This window comes from Capnocytophaga sp. oral taxon 332 str. F0381, assembly GCF_000318275.2.
Taxonomy (GTDB): Bacteria; Bacteroidota; Bacteroidia; order Flavobacteriales; family Flavobacteriaceae; genus Capnocytophaga; species Capnocytophaga bilenii.
This window is the reverse complement of the sequence record NZ_KB291261.1, coordinates 76933-94250: the sequence shown is the minus strand read 5'-3', so window position 1 is coordinate 94250 and position 17318 is coordinate 76933. Positions and strand designations below refer to the sequence as shown.

At 32.9% G+C, this 17318-nt stretch carries 24 protein-coding genes; 3 read left to right on the top strand and 21 right to left on the bottom strand.

The features are described 5' to 3' along the window. Window positions 1–35: 35 nt before the first annotated feature. From HMPREF9075_RS01755 to HMPREF9075_RS01665, 19 genes are all read right to left on the bottom strand, one after another. Window positions 36–650: a hypothetical protein gene (locus tag HMPREF9075_RS01755; protein WP_009751274.1), complete on the bottom strand. Its 615-nt coding sequence runs from the start codon at window positions 648–650 to the stop codon at window positions 36–38. Between the two features lie 97 nt (window positions 651–747). After that, complete coding sequence (locus HMPREF9075_RS01750; protein ID WP_009751273.1) at window positions 748–1971, bottom strand: hypothetical protein; 1224 nt, start codon at window positions 1969–1971, stop codon at window positions 748–750. Between the two features lie 202 nt (window positions 1972–2173). Then, window positions 2174–2611 (bottom strand): hypothetical protein, encoded by a 438-nt coding sequence (locus tag HMPREF9075_RS01745; protein ID WP_009751272.1) that lies wholly within the window; start codon window positions 2609–2611, stop codon window positions 2174–2176. Beyond that, complete coding sequence (locus HMPREF9075_RS01740; protein WP_009751271.1) at window positions 2601–2849, bottom strand: hypothetical protein; 249 nt, start codon at window positions 2847–2849, stop codon at window positions 2601–2603. Before HMPREF9075_RS01740 ends, HMPREF9075_RS01745 begins: the two co-directional genes overlap by 11 nt. Continuing rightward, complete coding sequence (locus HMPREF9075_RS12500; RefSeq protein ID WP_009751270.1) at window positions 2839–3366, bottom strand: MazG-like family protein; 528 nt, start codon at window positions 3364–3366, stop codon at window positions 2839–2841. Before HMPREF9075_RS12500 ends, HMPREF9075_RS01740 begins: the two co-directional genes overlap by 11 nt. A 28-nt stretch (window positions 3367–3394) precedes the next feature. Then, window positions 3395–3694: a hypothetical protein gene (locus HMPREF9075_RS01730; RefSeq protein ID WP_009751269.1), complete on the bottom strand. Its 300-nt coding sequence runs from the start codon at window positions 3692–3694 to the stop codon at window positions 3395–3397. A 30-nt stretch (window positions 3695–3724) separates the two neighbouring features. Beyond that, window positions 3725–4540: a phosphoadenosine phosphosulfate reductase gene (locus HMPREF9075_RS01725; RefSeq protein WP_034556514.1), complete on the bottom strand. Its 816-nt coding sequence runs from the start codon at window positions 4538–4540 to the stop codon at window positions 3725–3727. Continuing rightward, the gene (locus tag HMPREF9075_RS01720) at window positions 4503–5003 is read right to left on the bottom strand and encodes a hypothetical protein (RefSeq protein WP_009751267.1); all 501 of its coding nucleotides are present in this window, start codon (window positions 5001–5003) and stop codon (window positions 4503–4505) included. Before HMPREF9075_RS01720 ends, HMPREF9075_RS01725 begins: the two co-directional genes overlap by 38 nt. Window positions 5004–5027: 24 nt before the next feature. After that, entirely contained in the window at window positions 5028–5237 is a 210-nt protein-coding gene (locus tag HMPREF9075_RS01715) for a hypothetical protein (RefSeq protein ID WP_009751266.1), read from the bottom strand. Between the two features lie 22 nt (window positions 5238–5259). Beyond that, complete coding sequence (locus HMPREF9075_RS01710) at window positions 5260–5856, bottom strand: hypothetical protein (RefSeq protein WP_009751265.1); 597 nt, start codon at window positions 5854–5856, stop codon at window positions 5260–5262. Window positions 5857–5869: 13 nt separating this feature from the next. Next, complete coding sequence (locus HMPREF9075_RS01705) at window positions 5870–6310, bottom strand: hypothetical protein (RefSeq protein ID WP_009751264.1); 441 nt, start codon at window positions 6308–6310, stop codon at window positions 5870–5872. Further along, the gene (locus HMPREF9075_RS01700; RefSeq protein ID WP_009751263.1) at window positions 6285–7409 is read right to left on the bottom strand and encodes a DNA cytosine methyltransferase; all 1125 of its coding nucleotides are present in this window, start codon (window positions 7407–7409) and stop codon (window positions 6285–6287) included. Before HMPREF9075_RS01700 ends, HMPREF9075_RS01705 begins: the two co-directional genes overlap by 26 nt. Before the next feature lie 124 nt (window positions 7410–7533). Then, window positions 7534–8856 (bottom strand): replicative DNA helicase, encoded by a 1323-nt coding sequence (locus HMPREF9075_RS01695; protein WP_009751262.1) that lies wholly within the window; start codon window positions 8854–8856, stop codon window positions 7534–7536. Next, window positions 8849–9604 carry a hypothetical protein gene (locus HMPREF9075_RS01690; protein ID WP_009751261.1) on the bottom strand — a complete coding sequence of 252 codons (756 nt, stop codon included), beginning with the start codon at window positions 9602–9604 and terminating at the stop codon, window positions 8849–8851. The genes HMPREF9075_RS01695 and HMPREF9075_RS01690 overlap by 8 nt, the downstream gene beginning before the upstream one ends. Next, complete coding sequence (locus HMPREF9075_RS01685; RefSeq protein WP_009751260.1) at window positions 9591–9899, bottom strand: DUF3853 family protein; 309 nt, start codon at window positions 9897–9899, stop codon at window positions 9591–9593. Before HMPREF9075_RS01685 ends, HMPREF9075_RS01690 begins: the two co-directional genes overlap by 14 nt. Window positions 9900–9906: 7 nt before the next feature. Beyond that, window positions 9907–10158 carry a hypothetical protein gene (locus HMPREF9075_RS01680; RefSeq protein ID WP_009751259.1) on the bottom strand — a complete coding sequence of 84 codons (252 nt, stop codon included), beginning with the start codon at window positions 10156–10158 and terminating at the stop codon, window positions 9907–9909. Window positions 10159–10166: 8 nt separating this feature from the next. After that, entirely contained in the window at window positions 10167–10733 is a 567-nt protein-coding gene (locus HMPREF9075_RS01675) for an antA/AntB antirepressor family protein (protein WP_009751258.1), read from the bottom strand. Between the two features lie 6 nt (window positions 10734–10739). Next, on the bottom strand, window positions 10740–10982 hold the full coding sequence (locus HMPREF9075_RS01670; protein WP_009751257.1) for a hypothetical protein: 243 nt from the start codon (window positions 10980–10982) through the stop codon (window positions 10740–10742). Beyond that, window positions 10979–11242: a hypothetical protein gene (locus tag HMPREF9075_RS01665; RefSeq protein ID WP_009751256.1), complete on the bottom strand. Its 264-nt coding sequence runs from the start codon at window positions 11240–11242 to the stop codon at window positions 10979–10981. Before HMPREF9075_RS01665 ends, HMPREF9075_RS01670 begins: the two co-directional genes overlap by 4 nt. A gap of 160 nt (window positions 11243–11402) precedes the next feature. Between HMPREF9075_RS01665 and HMPREF9075_RS01660 the strand changes: the two genes are divergently transcribed. The 3 genes from HMPREF9075_RS01660 to HMPREF9075_RS01650 all read left to right on the top strand — a co-directional run bounded on the left by HMPREF9075_RS01660 (window position 11403) and on the right by HMPREF9075_RS01650 (window position 14334). Beyond that, on the top strand, window positions 11403–11813 hold the full coding sequence (locus HMPREF9075_RS01660) for a hypothetical protein (protein WP_009751255.1): 411 nt from the start codon (window positions 11403–11405) through the stop codon (window positions 11811–11813). Continuing rightward, window positions 11810–12394, top strand: a complete 585-nt coding sequence (locus HMPREF9075_RS01655) for a hypothetical protein (RefSeq protein ID WP_009751254.1) — start codon at window positions 11810–11812, stop codon at window positions 12392–12394. The genes HMPREF9075_RS01660 and HMPREF9075_RS01655 overlap by 4 nt, the downstream gene beginning before the upstream one ends. Before the next feature lie 440 nt (window positions 12395–12834). Then, window positions 12835–14334 (top strand): NAD(P)/FAD-dependent oxidoreductase, encoded by a 1500-nt coding sequence (locus HMPREF9075_RS01650; protein ID WP_009751253.1) that lies wholly within the window; start codon window positions 12835–12837, stop codon window positions 14332–14334. On the opposite strand, the gene HMPREF9075_RS01645 is transcribed toward HMPREF9075_RS01650, so the two are convergent. Together HMPREF9075_RS01645 and HMPREF9075_RS01640 are read right to left on the bottom strand one after the other, a co-directional pair. After that, complete coding sequence (locus tag HMPREF9075_RS01645) at window positions 14298–16358, bottom strand: M13 family metallopeptidase (RefSeq protein WP_009751252.1); 2061 nt, start codon at window positions 16356–16358, stop codon at window positions 14298–14300. The genes HMPREF9075_RS01650 and HMPREF9075_RS01645 overlap by 37 nt on opposite strands. Before the next feature lie 261 nt (window positions 16359–16619). Next, complete coding sequence (locus HMPREF9075_RS01640; protein ID WP_009751251.1) at window positions 16620–17198, bottom strand: flavin reductase family protein; 579 nt, start codon at window positions 17196–17198, stop codon at window positions 16620–16622. Window positions 17199–17318: the final 120 nt, after the last annotated feature.

Below are 17318 nucleotides of genomic sequence, written 5' to 3'. Positions count from 1 at the left end.
TCAGGGGTGCTTTTTTATATACGAAAGATATTTTTTTATTGACGAACTAAATGCCATTTAAGTTTATATTTCAATGTATGCTTTTGCTGAAATATTGTTGTTAATTCTGATATTTTTTGTATATCAGTAGGTTTGGTAATATCTAAGTTTAATTTTTTTATTTCAGCTGAAAGCTCTTTACTTGAATTTTCTGTATCTATGGTAAATAAGAAATAATCAAGCATTTCAGCACTTAGTTTATTATCTCCATCAAATAAATAAGTACTTGCGGGATTATTAGTTTCAATGTCTATCATTTTATTCTCTTTAATTGTGTAGTTTATCCCTCCATATTCAATCTTTCCTGTTTCATCAAAGTATTTGAAAGAGTAATTTCCATTATTGTTATTACTAAATACAGCACGTGTCTTTTTGAACTCAGAATTTATATTAAAAGTTCTTTCCATTAAATTGTGTTGTGCTTTTAATAATTCTACAAGTCTAACTTGTTGCTCAGGTTTTTCTGCGATAATATCGTATGTACCTACCCAAGTTCCTAAAAGTTTGTCGTTACCCCTGTTTCCGTTGTCTACAGGAGCGTCTTTGTCTGATTTTGAACAAGCAACAAATGATACAGCAGCGATAGTGAGTAATAAGATTTTCTTTATCATAGCGTTATATGTTTAGTTATTAATTGTGCAAAAGTATGCATTTTATTGATAAAATCCAAAAAAAATATTTATCATTGTTTTAATTGTGCTATAAAATTCAATCTATGGGTATAAGTTGTTTTGTTAATACCTCTCTATAGTATTTTTCAAAGTCTCTTTCAATTTTCTCTTCAAAAGTTTTTTTCAATAGTGTATTTCTTTTTCCGTAAATTTGTTTAAACCAATAATGGTCTTCAAATTTTTTAGCTTTATAATCCCATTTAAATACAACTTCTAATGTAGCTTCAGGAAGTGTCGCTTCCCTATATGAAAAGAAAAATGAAATGTCTTCTTTACTTCTCTTTTTACTTTTTTCTAAAGGAGGATATTTAACAGATTGATAGTAGCTATAAATACAATTTTTTTGTAATTTCCCCTCTCTAAAAAAATCTAATTCTGTTTGTAACAAATAAATATTGTGTTTGATAGGAATATTTTCAGCTAATTGATATATGTTTTTATTCTCTATTTTAGAGAATTGTATTTGTACTTCCAATATTCTGTTACTCATCTCTGAATGTATTTCATTTAAAGATTTGTGGCTTCTATTGTAATTTATTTTTTCTTTCAAATAATGAGCTTCTAAACTTAAATCTTCTATATGTGGATATTTAAGAATAGTATTGTAATTGTTTATGGTAATATGAGGATTTTTAGAAGTCCTTAGTATCCTAAAGAATAAGTTGCTATCTTCTCTTTTTATTATTTCTTTTGCTTTGCTTAGAGGTAATTTGTCTATATTGTTGTTGAACCTTGATTTAAAATATGCTTTGAATAGATTTTTTTCATTTGTGATTTTCTTTAGCATTAAGTTTTTTAGTATAGTCTCATTAGAGATATAGCTAAACACTTCACTATAGTTTTTTTTGTCTTTTTGAGCTAAAAAATCTATTTCTAATAAATCAAGTATTCTATCGTTCCTTTTGTCATCTTTAATTAGAATTTTAATTTCATATAGTACATCAAGCCATTTTTTGGTTGTAACTTTTTTTTCCTTATTGTTTATTTTTATGTATGCCTCACAATTTTTCTTTATAAATTCTGAATTTTGAAATACATTTATCTTTTCCCTTATAAGAGAAATTACAGTTATCTCATCTTCTTCCTTTACCCTAATATATTCTACTTTGCAATAGTTATATTTGCCCGAATAACATAATATTCTTTTGGAAATACTATCATATTTTTCCCACTCATCAAATAAATACTTGTCTTTTTTATATTTTTCTCTAATAAATATGTATTCTTTTTTTGATTTTGATTTTGATTTTACTTTTGCCATTTTAAAATGTATTTTTATTAGTTTCCCTGCTACTACCCAACGTTCTCCTCGCCACGAGGTGAAGCCGTATTTTTCGGTTAATGCTTTTTGGTTTTCAAAGCAAACATCTAATTTGTCGGCTATCTTCTGAAACTTTTTGCCAGTTTCACTGTTTTTTGGTGTAATAAATTTTTAATTATTTTATAGTTTAACAATTCGGTGTTCATTGGTTTGCGGTTTTATAAAGGTCTATCAGTTTAAGGAAAAGGGCTTCACGAGCTTCTTCATAGCAATTAAACTTATCAGTACTATTCTCTTCCGAGCCGTATATGAGTTTGCGATTAATTTTTCTAATCTCAAAAGAAAAAGTTTCACTTTCTGAATTAGGATAAGTGTTATCAAAAGTAATGAAACCATATAACCCCCTTTTTCTAAACCAAGTAAATACTTCTGTCCAAACAGGAAGAGAAGTCTGATGAGAAAGTAAGTTTCGATTCTCATATGATAAATTTTCTTCTTCAAAATTAGGTGTTACAACAACAGGTGATGTTGTATTATTCTCATCGTGATAAAACACACAAGGCTCTTCAAAACCTATTTCTTTGAGTTTTTTGCCCACCTCTAATGGTACAAGCCAAGTGGGGTAGTTGTTATTTCTCATCTTTATTCTCTTCTATATTTTTTAAATATCTTAATACTTCTTCTTCTGTCATTGAATCAAAACATTCATCTGCTTCTTCCTCTTTTATATAACCAAAAGAAAAACAGCTTAATATTTCTCCATTAAAGGTAGATACTTTAATTTTGTAACAATCTTCCTCACAATAATCTTTTCGAATAAGAATTTGCTTATCCTCAAGGTCTAATATTTTGCAAAAGGTGTATTTTTTATTTTTCATCTTTGATAAATTTTCTGTTAATCATTTTGCCTTTTCTGTTTTTGATTTCGTTGTAAGCGATGTTTAGGCACTCCTCAATGGTGGTGCTTTCTAAGAAAGCTATATCATCTAAATAACCAATCATAGTAATGATTTCATAAAAATACAAAAAGGGCGTTTCTCCTCCTATCCCTAACAATCTAAAATTAGCATTCATTAGACGAGTTAAACTATCTTGAATGCTTAATGCTAATACTACTTTGCTATTCTCTCGCTTTCTTTCAAAAGTCAAAACATCATTGATTTGCTCTAATACGTCTATTCTTTTCTTATAGCAGTAGTTAATAAGTGTTACCATTACATCGCCTATGGCGTCCTGAATAGCGGGTTTGTCGTTGTCATAACACGCCTTGATGAGTTCACCAACTTCCTCGTGGGTTTTAAGGAGTTGGTCAAATGGGGTGCTTTTGTCAAATATACCCCTTTCTTTTGCCCACTCTTGGATAAGAGGGACAAGTTCTTGGATTGTTTTATTCATTTTTTATTACATTTAATAAATATGATATTTATATCAATTTGCCTAAAAATATATTAGTATTTATTTTTTCCATATCACAGAAATCAATAGTCTTAAATTCTAATTTAAAATTCAAGTTCTTAAACGCTGTCTCTCTTTTCTCAATAAGAGATACAGTTACATCATAAGTTTCTCTAAATTCATACTTTACTCCCTCAAAAACGAAGCAATCTCTTATCAATTTCAAAAATATGTTTAGCCCATCTTCTGTAATAACTCCTATGAGTTTATATGGCATATTATCCTTAGAGCAATAAATAAACGCTCCCTCTTTAATTTCTGTTATCATTTGTTGATATTTTTAGTGTTAAATTATTTGTTAAAAGGTACATACGCAGCCGTCTTCGTACTCAAATGAGAGGCTTAGCTGATTGGATTGGGCTGCCATACGCACTAAATCGTCAATACTTAAGTGGTTACGAAACATTGTGCCTTGATAGGTGCTTTCTTGTGTTTTACACCAGTCAATAAAGCGGGTGCCGTGTTTGATATTCTCAATTAGATTGGTAGTGCTTTTCTTCCAACACAATTCACAATTACCAAGTTTGTTGTGTATGCCAAGTTTGAAAGGTTGGGCACTCCAAAAAGCATTGAGTTCTTGTTGTCCTATAGGTGCTTCAAAGTCTGTTAGCAAGGGGAATATGCGCTTAGTATCGGCTTTTATCTCTGCCCAGCTGATGCGCTTAGGCATATCCTCTTTGCGATAACCAATAGCTATTTGATAGTTACCCTTTTCAAAAATATTATCAGCAAACTTCTTACTGGGGAGGCTTTTAAGGTTCTCGGAGCAGTAAGGGGCTTTCATATTGGGTAGTCCACTGAATATACCTTTGTTCTTGTGGGCTATCATATTAGCAAAGGTTTGAGCCTGCATATCCATTGTTTCAAAATCTACTACCTTATAGCCTACTCCTACCCCTTTCTCGGTGGAATACACGCCCTCGATAAGGGTTAGGGGTATTTGCCAATGTTTTACAATATCTTTGAGAAAGGCGATAGTTTCGGGGCGTTCCATACCTGTATTGCAGAAAACAAAAACTTTATTATAGTCTGCATACTTAGGGTGGGTTTGTATATGCTGTGCCATACGTGCCGAGCTACGCCCTCCTGATACGGTTACAAGTAGGTTTTTCATTCATTTTTTTATAAATTTTAATAAGCTCTAATACAAGTTCTTGTCGAGCATCTTCATAAAACCAAAAATAATATTCAGCGTTCAGCGGCTCTGCCTTTTTGTTTAGAATACCATAGTTATATGGAGGAGTTTCTTTTACTTCTCCGTCTTCTTCATAGTGTCCTATTTTATACCATATTTCACTATGTAAATTATGCTCTCTAAACCATTTAAAGACTTGTTCCCAAGTAGGAATAGATGTACAGCCTTTTTTCTTATTATAATTGAAATACTTCAATTCTCTCAGTTCTATAACATTGGGATCCTCATTATGTATTCTTTCTTCTATTTCTATACATTGATATCCCATACCACTTATTGCTTCAGAGTTATAATACAAGCAAGGTTCATTAAAACCTATTTTTTTGAGTTCTTTGGCAATGTCAATAGGCACAAGCCAAGTGGGGTAATTTTCTTTATTCATTTTTGCTTATGGTTTAAGGGGGTGTTACTCGGCACTCCACTCTTGGGTTAATTCATCAACTTGTGTTGTTATTTTATCAAATAAAGACTTTATATCTTTATCCTCTATGAGTGCTTGGGTAAGGTCTAAAGACAAATCGCTTAATATCTCTTTGAATAAGAGGGTATTCTTTTCTACTTTTTTAAGGGCTTTGATTACCTTTTCTAATTCTTTAATTATTTCTTGTTTATCCATTGTTTAAATAGTGTTTAAAAGGTTATTCTAAATATAGACCTGTGGTTACTTGTTGTGTGTATTTGCCGCCCTCAACTCCGTGAAGGATAGTTCGTCTTTTTATTTCTTCCTCACTAAGGCGACAAGAGCTATTTTGTGATGGGTGATAAATACCTGAACGAATTATGTATAACGAAAAAAAACTTGCTTGCATTTCCTGACGGCGTTTGTTTTTGGTTTTGGTAGTTCGGCAACGATTGACTATTGGCAAGCCGTGTTTGCGCCATTGTTGATTTAGATGTGCTTTGAAATAGCCGTAGGCACTATCTAATGTTACCCAATCTAAGTAGGGCATCTGTATTGAAAATTCTTTTACGCCACTACCTTTAATACGGTAAACTTTGTAGCTTTTATCCTTAAAGAAATAGTTAATGAGTTGCATAAATAGCCATTGGTCTAAATCAGAGGAGTACTTAAAGTAATACTCTTTTTCTGTGATATTATTAAGCTCTTCTTCTGAAATGTTGTATTTCTCAAGCAGTTTGTTTAGCATTTTCTCGGCTGATTTCTGCTCTCCTGCTACGCCTCGTTTTACGAGTTCATAGACTTTTGCGATTTTTTCCTTTACTTTGTCGTTCATATTGTAATTGCTTTTAGTAATTTACTTGTTTATGCCTAAAACTTGTTTTTTTGTTCTCATTATGATAGTATTTTTTAATTTTTGCCTTATATTTCAATAGTTCATATATATTAATTGCTCTCAAAAGAATTAAAACCACTATCGTTAATTTAAATATTATAAATAATATAGAATAAAAAATTCCATATTCATCTCCATATTCATCAATGCTACTAAAAGTATCTTTCGTAAACCTAAAAGAATAAAAAACAATCCCTATAATATTTGATTGAAAGATTATTTCTCTTATTAGAAAGATTTTTGCTTCTTTGTACTTTTTTTCAATTTCTTGAACATTTATTTTATTTATTTCTACAACAAATGCTCTATTTAAAAAATCAATTATTTCTTTTTTATTTATTTCTACAACAAATACTCTACTTAAAAAATCAATTATTTCTTTTCTTTTCTTCATATCTAAATTTTAATCGTTTTGCTATTAATTCTACTATATCTACGGTTACGGCGTTGCCGATGAGTTTGTAGCGTTTTGTCTTTGATATGCGCCTTTTTCTGCCGTTGTAGTTGCCGTATTGTGTCCAGTTATCTGGAAAACCTTGCAAGCGTTCGCATTCTATTTCTGTTAATCTGCGTATGCCACACAGTAGATTATTCTCTTGAAAGGCGTTGCTTGATATGGTAGGGCAGATTTTGAGATCTGCACCTTTATTTTTGCCTCGTGGGAGTTGGCGTATTACGGGCATACCGCTACCGTCTTCCCTCGCTCTTGCTGGAATAGTAGGGGCAATATTTTTTTTCACCTCTCTAAATCCCTTGCCATCGTTATGCGTGCGGTAAGTACCGACTTGTATTACCGTCATATCAGAGTGCAAGCCTCCAGAATGCCCGCCTCCTGTGAGGGTACTTGCAGTTTTAGGAATGATGTATGTATCATCAGCATTCATATTGCCATTGGCTTTGATTGTTCCACTAAGTTGGGTTTGAAATTGACTTTGCGTTTTTGTTGTAGGAAGGCAATCATCTTCTCGGATAGGAAATACTCCTGGCTGACTTCGTCCTGCAAGATGTCCAACAAGGTATATCCGCTCTCTATTTTGGGGGAGTACCCAGCTTGTATTAAGCAATTGCCATTCAAGTCTATAACCCCCAATGTTGGCAAAGGCTTGGAGAATTGCCCAAAAGTCTGCGCCAGCGTTTGAGGAGAATGCTCCTTTAACATTTTCCCAGATAAATACACTTGGTCGGACGCAAGTAATTAGGGCAATTGCGTACTCGATAAGGCTACTTTTTGCGCCTGCGAGACCGGCACGCCGTCCAGCCATTGAGAAATCTTGGCAAGGCGATCCGAATGTGATAATGTCAATTCCTGTAAAGTCTCCTCCGTGAACAGAGGTAATATCTCCGATGTAGTTTGCATTTGGAAAATTGTGTTTATAGTTTGCAATTGCGTGTTTGTCTATCTCTGAAAAATAGTGCTCTGTAAATTGGTAGCCTGCCCGCTGAAATCCTTTGGCAAAGCCACCTATGCCGCTAAATAGGTCTATGAGTTTCATTGTTCATAAAAGTTACTACTAAATAATAACAGAAGAATAAAAAGTGCTATATACGCTATAATAAAATAAATTGTCCTGATTAACCAATCTTCGTTATTTTCCATATTTGAATAAAATTTAAATTTTAAATTGTTACTAAATCAGTAAATTTTGAGGTTGCCATATTGACGCTACAACGCTCGGAGAGTATGCCTCCGTGTCGGTTCTTAGATATGATTATCTCTACTTCATTATTGGTATTTTCGTTATTGTATTCTTTACCCCATTGCTCAATGCCATAGTATTCTGGACGATATAGAAAAATTACCTCATCTGCATCTTGCTCTATGGCTCCTGAGTCTCGCAAATCAGAGAGCACAGGACGCTTATCATTGCGTTGCTCTACATTACGTGATAACTGTGAAAGAGCTATAATAGGGATATTGAGTTCTTTAGCTAAACCTTTTAAAGAACGTGAAATAAATGATATTTCTTGTTCACGATTACCTGCTTTAGGATGGCTAATAAGCTGGAGGTAATCTATAAATAGAATACCAATATTATGGCGTAGTTTCATTGCTTTAGCTTTGATTTTGAGGTTATCAATAGATAAGCTCGATGTTTCGTCTATGTGTATATTCATCTTTATTAGATTATCTTTGAGGGATAAGTATGTCATTATTTGTTCATCATTAAGTCCTTTACGAAGTATTGCTGAGTTGGGTATATTAGTATAGTTGGTAATGATTTTAGAGGTAATTTGTTCTGCAGACATTTCCAATGAGAATATACCTACTGAATAACCTTGTTTTACCATATCAATAATTTGTTGTACTAAAAAAGTAGTTTTGCCCATACCAGGACGACCTGCCACAATAGTAAGGTTTGAATTTTGCCAGCCTCCTAATACTTTATTAATTATATTTAGGGAGCTTTGCAACCCTGTAGGTTTGCCCTTAAGAATGCTTTCAAAATTTTCTTGTACAGCATTAACTAATTCAGGAAATTTACGTGTTTGACGATTATTTTCAATAAATTTATCTATAAATAGGTTATTAAAATAGTCAAAAGCTTTATCACGTATATCAAATATATCATTCTCTATTCCGTGTGCCATATTTAATAAAGTTGTAAATTTCAGCACAAAATCACGCCTTACAGAAGCCTGAACTAACAGCATTATGTGGAACTCTACATTAGCAGATGACACAGCAAAAACGGACAAATCAATACAATACTGTAAAAGCTCAGGTACATTTCTTTTTTCAAATGCTTTTCCAAGTAAAATTAAGTCTATTGTATTATACTTTTTCCATACTTCTACAATGCTATTATATATTATCTGATGTTCAGGAGCAGTGAACAAATTAGCACTTAGCATATTGTAATACTGGGCTATTACTTGAGGTTCAGAAACAAGATTGCCAAGTACATATTTTTCTATATCTATATCGATTAAACTATTCATCGTAAGTAGCTTTAGGTCGTGTTATATTAGGGATATTAAATATATTATTGTTTTGTGATTTTAAATAAGGTAAGGTATTTTTTAGGGTTTGCTTCCAATTAGTAATAGGTTTATCAAATCCATTTACCCAACCATTAGAATACCAAGTGTCGTATTTGTTTTTTATGTGTTCATCAAGTGAAGGATTATATATAGGAATTGTTTTTGCAAATTCCAAAAACTCATCGTAAGTAGGAATATCTTTAACTTTAGATTGTACTGTTTTAGTTTTCTTCTGTATAGAAGTTTCTTCTACCTCATTTTGAGTATTTATTGGAATATTTTCAGATAAATTCACTTTAGGAATTTCGGGTGCCTTCACTAATACTTCAATATTTGAGACTGATGGAACAAGTTCTTGCTGCACTACTTTTGCAGGTGTTTTTTCTTTTTCTGCAGTAGATGTTACTTCTTTACCTTTACGATTACGAATAACATAATCAGGAATTATTTTATAGACAGTAGGAAATCCCATTGTAACTTGGTAACTAATTAGTCCTAAGTTTCGTAATATCTCTTTATTTATTTTGATAGTTTTTCTATCTATTCTTATTTTTTTTTGAATAAGCTTATCTGGGTATTCAAAGTCTGTTTTACCCGATTTATCCCACCTTTCTAATAAAAGAAAATAAGTAGATACGACAGAGCTATTAATAGGAATTTCATCTGTAAGCTGCCAAAATTTTTCTATTAAATCAAGATAGTCCATTGTCTTTATTATTTTTGTTGCTATTGTTAAACAATTCGAGGGCTTTTTCTTTATCGATAATAATAGTTTTACCTACTTGAAATATAGCCTCATCTAACACACCCGAACTTTTAATTTTACTTGCAGTAGTACGAGAGCACCCAAGCAATTTAGCTAGACCGTTAATACCATATTCGTATTTTTTATTTTTAGCAGCAAACATAAGAGATAACTCTTTTATAAGTTCAGTTTTTTGAAACTCTAAAAATTCTCCAATTGTAAGTTGCCATATAGGGGTATTGTTGTTACATTCCATAATCTATTTATACTTTTATTCCGTTGTAGTATCCGTCCCAGTTTTTGGGTGGAAAGATTTGCTTTCGTTTTAGTAACTCTCTTAATACGGCTACTTCTTTTAATAGTTCATCAGGAACTTTTTTCAATTCTTCTTGAGCTTGTTTTAATTCTTGTTCTTGTTTAGTACCCTGTAACATATCAATAAGTGCTTGTTTGTCTGTATCTGACAAACCAAACTGCTTAATGGTGTTATATGCTATTTGTACTAAAGGGCTCATTGTAAGAATTATCTTTTCAGTTCATTAATCATTATTTGTAGTTCACTACGAAGTTTATTTTTATTAGACAAAGCCCTTTCATATAAGGCTTTAACTATCTCATCATTGTAATTACCATAGTAAAGGACACTTTTCAAGGTGTTTTTATTTAGTCCTTTCTCTTTGGCTATATCTACTATATCACCTTTAACGAGGTTGTTACGAATGAGTTCAAAAAGTTCAGCTTGTAGTTCTTTATTTTTATTGAATGGTAAAGTCTTTGCTTGAGTAGCAATTTTTTCCATTTCAATAAAGTATCTACGGGCTTGTTTTCCTTTTTCTGTTTTTTCGACCATAGAGAGTTCTTTTGCCATATCAAGGGTAAGGGCATATTCTTTTGCTGGTCGCCCTCCAATGGAGTTTTCACCAAATTGGGTGAAAACCTCAAAGTCCTGATGTTCTATAAATCCATATTCCTCTATACGTCCTTTTATCCAAGTAGAAAAATCTCTACCTATCTCTAAGAATTGATGTAGCTCACGAGCAGATACGGCTCTTTGTCCATTTTGTTCAGTTATTTTTACTAATTCGCTCATAGGTTATTATTGTTTGTTAAATACATATTCAGCTAATATATTAAGGTTATCTGTATCAAGACTACAGATGAAATTTATCCAGCTAAGTTCATTGTTATTGTACTGTGAATGGTATCTTTGTACTCTATCAGCTAAATGAGCTACTATAGTATTAGGTACTTTATTCATATAAATTTCAGCTACAATATTTACATTATTCCTACGCAAGAACTTAATAATCCTAAGTAATTCTTGAGCTTCTTTTTTCATTGTAATTCCTCTGTAAATTCAAACTTTAACTGGTTTGGATCTTCTTGGAGAATAGTATTAGTGTTTTTTTCGAAGATTTGCTCTTCAGTAAAACCTTTTTCTTTGTAAAACATAACCGCCTCCCATAAGGTAAGATTACGGCTGTTTCGTCTTGCCAATCCTAACACTGATTGCTGCTGATTTCCGAGCCTCTTAGCGAGCTCTATACTGAATTCGTTGTCGTTCAGTATTTTTTCGATGATAATTTTGCTAACTTTCATTTTAATTTTATATATTTGCCGATTATTTTACATTTGTATTTTAAATATGAATACATACGTATTTTAAATATGAATACATTTACATTTCGGTTGCAAATGTATAGATTAAAAACTAAACTAACAAATATTTTTAGATAAAAAACTAAAATATTTTTGTATTATGATTGAAAGGTTATTGCAATTTATTGATTATAAAGGGATTAGTAAACTTTCCTTTTATAAAGAAGTTGGTTTGTCAAATGGGTTTTTAGATAAAAATAAAAGCGTTGGCTCTGATAATTTAGTTAAAATACTAAAAAAATTTCCGGAGATTGAGCCTTTATGGTTATTATTCGGCGAAGGTGATATGATAAAAAAAGGAATAAACATAGATAATTCTCATTTAAAAACTAAAAATAGTGTAGTAGTAGGCAATAACATTACAGGTAGCACTGGTGATATATCAGTATCATTTTCAAATGAAGATATATCAAAAATCATTGAACAGCATAAAGAACTTACAGAAAGGCTTAAAACAAGCCAAGAGCAAATAACAACTTTATTAGAAATTTTGAAAAACAGTCAGAAATGAGAAAAGTAATTTTATTTTTAGCACTATTTTGTGCTACACTGAGTTATGGACAGACGGATTGTAATGATTTAAAAAAGGAAATTCTATCTGTTAGAGAAGAATTAGTAACTGTAAAAGCAGAAAGTAGCTCTTTAAAAGCTCAGAGAGTAGCTTTAGAAGAGCAAATAGAGTATCTCAAAAAGGTTTTAGAAGTAAATAAACCTGTAAAGGAGGTAGATGTAGATGGTATTAATGCAAAAATAACTAAAATAGAGGGTATTTTAGAAGAAAAAACCATTTATATAACCTTTTTGTTTGAGGCTAAAGTTAATGATAGAAATTTTTATATTAATGATGTAAATATTGTTGATTTAGAGGGAAATACTATTAATAGAAACTATGATAAATCAGAGTCACAAAAAGAACTCACATTTGAAGTGCCAACTAAAATGAAAATGGCTTTCACTTATAATGAGAACTTTGAAAATGGTACTCCTAGTACTATTAAGCTAATACGTATAAATGCTGATAATAGTGATAAAAATTATAAACAATTTAGGAGTGAAATGTTTTTCAGAAACTTAGATGTAAACTGGAGGTAATATTTTATTTCGAAAATAAAAAATACAAGCATATAAACTAATAGAACAATAGAATTAAATTAAAAATAAGTACATTATATTTTTTGTTAATATTCTAATAATTTTTGAGTTAATTACGAGTATATAACCGAGTATTTTTATTAGGTTTTACAATATTAGAAACTATTGTATATATAATATTTTATCTGCAAAGGGAAATTCATAACCCAAAGGTCACGGGTTCAAATCCCGTCTTCGCTACAAAATCGGCGTAACTAATTGTTTGACAATTAATTACGCCGTTTTTATTTTAATGCTGGGGCAAAATTGGGACAATTATACTTACAAGAGATACTAATAAAACTAGAAAACTTCTTACTATTTTTGGTACTCCGAAAATTAAATTATACTTTTGCTGCTATAATTTTCACTTAATTATCAGATAAACGACAGTTAAATATATGGCAAAATACGATGTTCTTATTATTGGTAGTGGTCTCTCTGGATTATTTTCAGCTTTACTCTTGGCAAAAGCAGGAAAAAGAGTGTGTGTATTAGAGAAAAACCAACAATATGGGGGCAATCTACAGACTTTTGAACGCAATCATATTCTCTTTGATACTGGAGTGCATTACATAGGTGGTTTGGCTGAAAAGCAGGTACTTTACGAATATTTCAATAAAGTAGGAATAGCTAACAAACTTTCTTTGGAACGTCTTGATATGAATGGTTACGATCGTATTTGCTTTGCTGATACTCCTTCACTTATGTATCCTCACGCTCAGGGGTATGAAAACTTCATTCAACAACTACTTTTGTATTTTCCTTCCGAAAAGAAAGCTTTAGAACAATATGCAGATACAATGCAATCTGTTTGTGCTCAATTTCCTCTTTATAACCTTAAACAAGGGGATGCTAAATATAATACTGAAACACTTTCTATAAAACTTTTAGATTTTTTGAATAGTATTACTACTGATGAGCGTCTAAAAGCAGTACTTTTAGGGTCTAACTTTCTTTATGGTGGCACTACTGAACAGACTCCTTTGTATGTGCACGCATTATCAGTCAATTCGTATATTGAAAGTGCGTGGCGACTTACACAAGGGGGTAGCCAAATTACTGATTTGCTCATTAAACAGCTACAATTACACGGTGCTGACTTATTCAACAATACTGAAGTAACAGCCTTTGAATATGATAGTTATAACGCCATCTCTTCTATACGTACTAAACAAGGCAGGACTTTTGAAGCTTCTTATATTATTTCGGCTATTGATATCAAACAACTACTCAATATCACAGGAAAAGCACCTTTTAAACCTTCTTTCTACAAACGCGTGCAGTGCTTAAAACCTACAGCTGCTGCCTTTTCATTGCATTTAGTACTCAAACCCAACATTTTTAGATATTTACCTTATAACATATATTGGTTTAAGGATAACAATAGCGTGTATCAGGCAGCTAATTACTCTATAAATGATTTTCCGTTATCATATATGATTTCTATGAATCCACCTAAAAATGGAGGTGAATTTACTGATAATATGACAATTCTCACCTATATGAATCCTACGGAATTACACCGCTGGGAAGAGAGTTTCTGTACCAATACAGAGGGGAAAAGTAGGGGTGAATTGTACGAGATTTTCAAACGTCAGCGGGCTATGGATTTATTAGATTGTGTTGCTCTGCAATTCCCTACTATAAAGAATATTATTACCGACTATTACACCTCTACTCCACTCACCTATCGCGATTATATAGGTAATTTTACAGGTGCTATGTATGGGTACAAAAAAAACGCTAACCATATAATGGAAAGCGTTTTTATGCCACAAACTCACATCAGTAATCTTTATGTTACAGGGCAAAGTGTTGCAATGCACGGACTTGTAGGGGTTACTATCAGTGCGGTGCTTACTTACCAAATCTTGATGCGATCTTCTGGTTTTTTATAGAGTTTATCTCCTTCTTTTACGTCAAAGGCTTTATACCAAGCGTCTACATTTACTAATGGTCCGAAAGAGCGGAAATAACCAGGACTATGAGGGTCTGTTTTTACTTGATTGGTGAGATATTGTTCTTTAGACAATGTACGCCATACAGTACCCCAAGAGATAAAGAAACGTTGTTCTTGGGTAAAGTTGCTAATCTTCTCTACTTGTCCTTTATCTTTTAAATACATTTGTAGTGCATCAAAAGCAATATTTACACCACCAAGGTCGGCGATATTTTCGCCACTGGTGAAAGTACCATTTACAAATACACCTTTTACAGGTTCGTATTTATCATACTGTGCTGCAAGAGCTTTGGTAGCGTTTTCAAAGTTCTTTTTGTCTTCAGGTGTCCACCAGTTTTGTAGGTTACCTTCGCCGTCAAACTCTGCACCGCTATCATCAAAACCGTGTGTCATTTCGTGTCCTATTACAGCTCCTATACCGCCAAAGTTCACTGCTGGGTCGGCTTCAAAGTTGAAGAAAGGAGGTTGCAAAATAGCTGCTGGGAATACGATTTCGTTATAAAGTGGGTTATAATATGCATTCACGGTTTGTGGTGACATTCCCCATTTAGTTTTATCAACTGGTTTGCCTACTTTCTCTAAACTCTTTTGGTAAGCCCATTCACTCACGCGTTGCAAGTTATTAAAATATACCGTTTTGGCAGCAGGTTCTATAGTCAGTTTAGAGTAATCTTCCCATTTATCTGGATACCCCACTTTTACAGTGAATTTATTGAGTTTTGCCAAAGCTTTTTCTTTGGTAGCATCAGACATCCAAGTAAGGTCTTTGATGTGTTGTGCAAAGCTTTTTTTGAGGTAATCTACTAAAGTAACCATTTCTTCTTTAGCTTTAGCAGGGAAATATTTTTCTACATAGAGCTTACCAAAGGCTTCTCCTAAAACACCATTGATAACGCTTAGAGCGCGTTTGTTCATTGGGCGTTGTTCTTGTTGTCCTTGTAATTCTTTATGATAGAAGTTGAAAGAAAGTTCGTCAAGTTCTTTGGTGAGGTTGCTTGCATTATCGGTTACTAATTGGTATTTGAGGTAATCCTTTAGCAGTGGCAAGTTCTTTTCGTTGATAAACTTGTCGTATTGTTTGTACAAGCGAATTTCTGAAACAACTACCTTATCAATATTAACTCCTACATTTTTAAGATATTGAGGCAGGTTGATATTTTTCACCAATTTGCTTAGCTCGTTCATTGTTTGAGGGTTGTAGCTAAGGTTAGGGTTTCGGTCTTCCTCATTGGTGAGCATTAGTTTGGCTACAGAACGTTCAAAATCTACGATTTGTTTAGCTTTTTCGGCTGCTTTGTTGTCTTTGAGTATTTTGAAGATAGCTTCTACGTAATTTTGGTATTTGTTTAAAGCCTCAGTATTTTCTTTGCTATCTTTTTGGTAGTAATCACGTCCCATACCGATACTAAAGTTACCGAGATAGACAGTATTGGTATTAGAGTCTTTCATATCGGCATATACGCCCCAGCCACAGATAGGGTTTTCGCCTTCGGGGGTAACTTCTTCTAAGTATTTTTGAAGGTCGGGGAGGGTTTTGATAGCATCAATTTTGTTTAAATAACCTTCTATAGGTTTGAGCCCTTCGGCATCGCGCTTGTTCCAATCGATGAAAGACTCATATAGGTCTTTTATCTTTTGTCCTTCAGTGCCTTGCTCAAAGTTTTCTTTTAGCAAGTTATCCAAGATAAGCAGACAGTTTTCATCGGTTTTTTCACGAAGGATATGAAAAGAACCCCACGTAGGCTTGTCGGCTGGTATTTGAGCTGTTTTAGCCCAAGTACCGTTTACGTAGTTATAAAAATCATCTTGCGGACGCACAGTAGTGTCCATTTCAGCAAGGGAAAGCCCTTTATCGGCATTCGTGTTCTCAGTCATTGTGTTTTCTGTTTTTTTGTTATTTTCGCAGGCTATCATTAGCCCTATTGATGAAAGTAACAATGCGGTTTTAGCTGTTTTCCTCATCGTATTATTAGTTTTTTGAATTGATACCACAAAGGTAATAATATTTTCTTAATTTGCAAGGGTATTATTAATTTTTTCTATAAATAATAAGGCTATCTGAAAAGTTTTATTTTATGAATGTATATTGCCTTTTACCCCTATAATATAATTGAATGTTATTGATTATCAGAGTAATTAACTTTTACAAACTCTTAGAGTTTGCCAAAGTGTATGGTGCAATTAAACCTTTTAAAACTTTTCGGACAGCCTTATTGTTAATGATTACTTAATTGTAAAATTAAGCCCTTTGTGCTCTCCTAAGCTGTAATAGTGCTTAAAGTTGTAAATGAGGGGATGCCACTCTAATGGGTTGATTTTGTTTTCTTCGATTACTAAATGGTCTTGTGCGTGCACTTGTACAAACTCCAACTCTATGAGGGCAAAGTTATCGCGGTCATTTACTTGTTTTACTTTGGCTTCGGCTTGTATGGGGCATTCGGCTATGCGAGGTGCTCGTACTTTATCGGAAGGTAGCTTGGTGAAGCCTGCTATGGCAAATTTGTCATCAGTATAGGTGTATTTGCCTTGCTTTTGAGGGGGTACGGGATTTTGTGCTGTATAGGGGGCTATCGCTTCTACTTTCTCCCACATTTCTGCCGAAGGTAAATTGAATACTACTTCGGGCACTTCCATTACATTGTGATAGGCTTTGTTGAGCTTTACAAGGGCTATCACGGCATTTGTACCTAAGGTGAAGGTACAAGAAATAGGTGTTACATCGGCGTTTCCGTCTTTATCGGTTGTAGTAAGGAGTACTACAGGAAACCCGTAATAAAACATACTTGGTAAAAAAGACTTCATACTATTTATTTTAAGATTTTTGCAAAGGTACAAAATAATGTTTAATTATCAATGTTTAATGGATTATTTTTTTAGTAGGTTCGTCTCATACTCGGCTGTGCCAGCTCGGTGCGAGCCGCA

Coding starts and splice junctions, on each gene's coding strand:
- HMPREF9075_RS01660 (WP_009751255.1), top strand. CDS start 11,403: ATGATTGAAAGGTTATTGCAATTTATTGATTATAAAGGGATTAGTAAA.
- HMPREF9075_RS01645 (WP_009751252.1), bottom strand. CDS start 16,358: ATGAGGAAAACAGCTAAAACCGCATTGTTACTTTCATCAATAGGGCTA.
- HMPREF9075_RS01655 (WP_009751254.1), top strand. CDS start 11,810: ATGAGAAAAGTAATTTTATTTTTAGCACTATTTTGTGCTACACTGAGT.
- HMPREF9075_RS01685 (WP_009751260.1), bottom strand. CDS start 9,899: ATGGAATGTAACAACAATACCCCTATATGGCAACTTACAATTGGAGAA.
- HMPREF9075_RS01710 (WP_009751265.1), bottom strand. CDS start 5,856: ATGAACGACAAAGTAAAGGAAAAAATCGCAAAAGTCTATGAACTCGTA.
- HMPREF9075_RS01640 (WP_009751251.1), bottom strand. CDS start 17,198: ATGAAGTCTTTTTTACCAAGTATGTTTTATTACGGGTTTCCTGTAGTA.
- HMPREF9075_RS01670 (WP_009751257.1), bottom strand. CDS start 10,982: ATGAAAAAAGAAGCTCAAGAATTACTTAGGATTATTAAGTTCTTGCGT.
- HMPREF9075_RS01755 (WP_009751274.1), bottom strand. CDS start 650: ATGATAAAGAAAATCTTATTACTCACTATCGCTGCTGTATCATTTGTT.
- HMPREF9075_RS01695 (WP_009751262.1), bottom strand. CDS start 8,856: ATGAATAGTTTAATCGATATAGATATAGAAAAATATGTACTTGGCAAT.
- HMPREF9075_RS01720 (WP_009751267.1), bottom strand. CDS start 5,003: ATGAATAAAGAAAATTACCCCACTTGGCTTGTGCCTATTGACATTGCC.
- HMPREF9075_RS01665 (WP_009751256.1), bottom strand. CDS start 11,242: ATGAAAGTTAGCAAAATTATCATCGAAAAAATACTGAACGACAACGAA.
- HMPREF9075_RS01680 (WP_009751259.1), bottom strand. CDS start 10,158: ATGAGCCCTTTAGTACAAATAGCATATAACACCATTAAGCAGTTTGGT.
- HMPREF9075_RS01740 (WP_009751271.1), bottom strand. CDS start 2,849: ATGAAAAATAAAAAATACACCTTTTGCAAAATATTAGACCTTGAGGAT.
- HMPREF9075_RS01705 (WP_009751264.1), bottom strand. CDS start 6,310: ATGAAGAAAAGAAAAGAAATAATTGATTTTTTAAGTAGAGTATTTGTT.
- HMPREF9075_RS01650 (WP_009751253.1), top strand. CDS start 12,835: ATGGCAAAATACGATGTTCTTATTATTGGTAGTGGTCTCTCTGGATTA.
- HMPREF9075_RS01745 (WP_009751272.1), bottom strand. CDS start 2,611: ATGAGAAATAACAACTACCCCACTTGGCTTGTACCATTAGAGGTGGGC.
- HMPREF9075_RS01690 (WP_009751261.1), bottom strand. CDS start 9,604: ATGGACTATCTTGATTTAATAGAAAAATTTTGGCAGCTTACAGATGAA.
- HMPREF9075_RS01700 (WP_009751263.1), bottom strand. CDS start 7,409: ATGAAACTCATAGACCTATTTAGCGGCATAGGTGGCTTTGCCAAAGGA.
- HMPREF9075_RS01750 (WP_009751273.1), bottom strand. CDS start 1,971: ATGGCAAAAGTAAAATCAAAATCAAAATCAAAAAAAGAATACATATTT.
- HMPREF9075_RS01675 (WP_009751258.1), bottom strand. CDS start 10,733: ATGAGCGAATTAGTAAAAATAACTGAACAAAATGGACAAAGAGCCGTA.
- HMPREF9075_RS01715 (WP_009751266.1), bottom strand. CDS start 5,237: ATGGATAAACAAGAAATAATTAAAGAATTAGAAAAGGTAATCAAAGCC.
- HMPREF9075_RS01730 (WP_009751269.1), bottom strand. CDS start 3,694: ATGATAACAGAAATTAAAGAGGGAGCGTTTATTTATTGCTCTAAGGAT.
- HMPREF9075_RS12500 (WP_009751270.1), bottom strand. CDS start 3,366: ATGAATAAAACAATCCAAGAACTTGTCCCTCTTATCCAAGAGTGGGCA.
- HMPREF9075_RS01725 (WP_034556514.1), bottom strand. CDS start 4,540: ATGAAAAACCTACTTGTAACCGTATCAGGAGGGCGTAGCTCGGCACGT.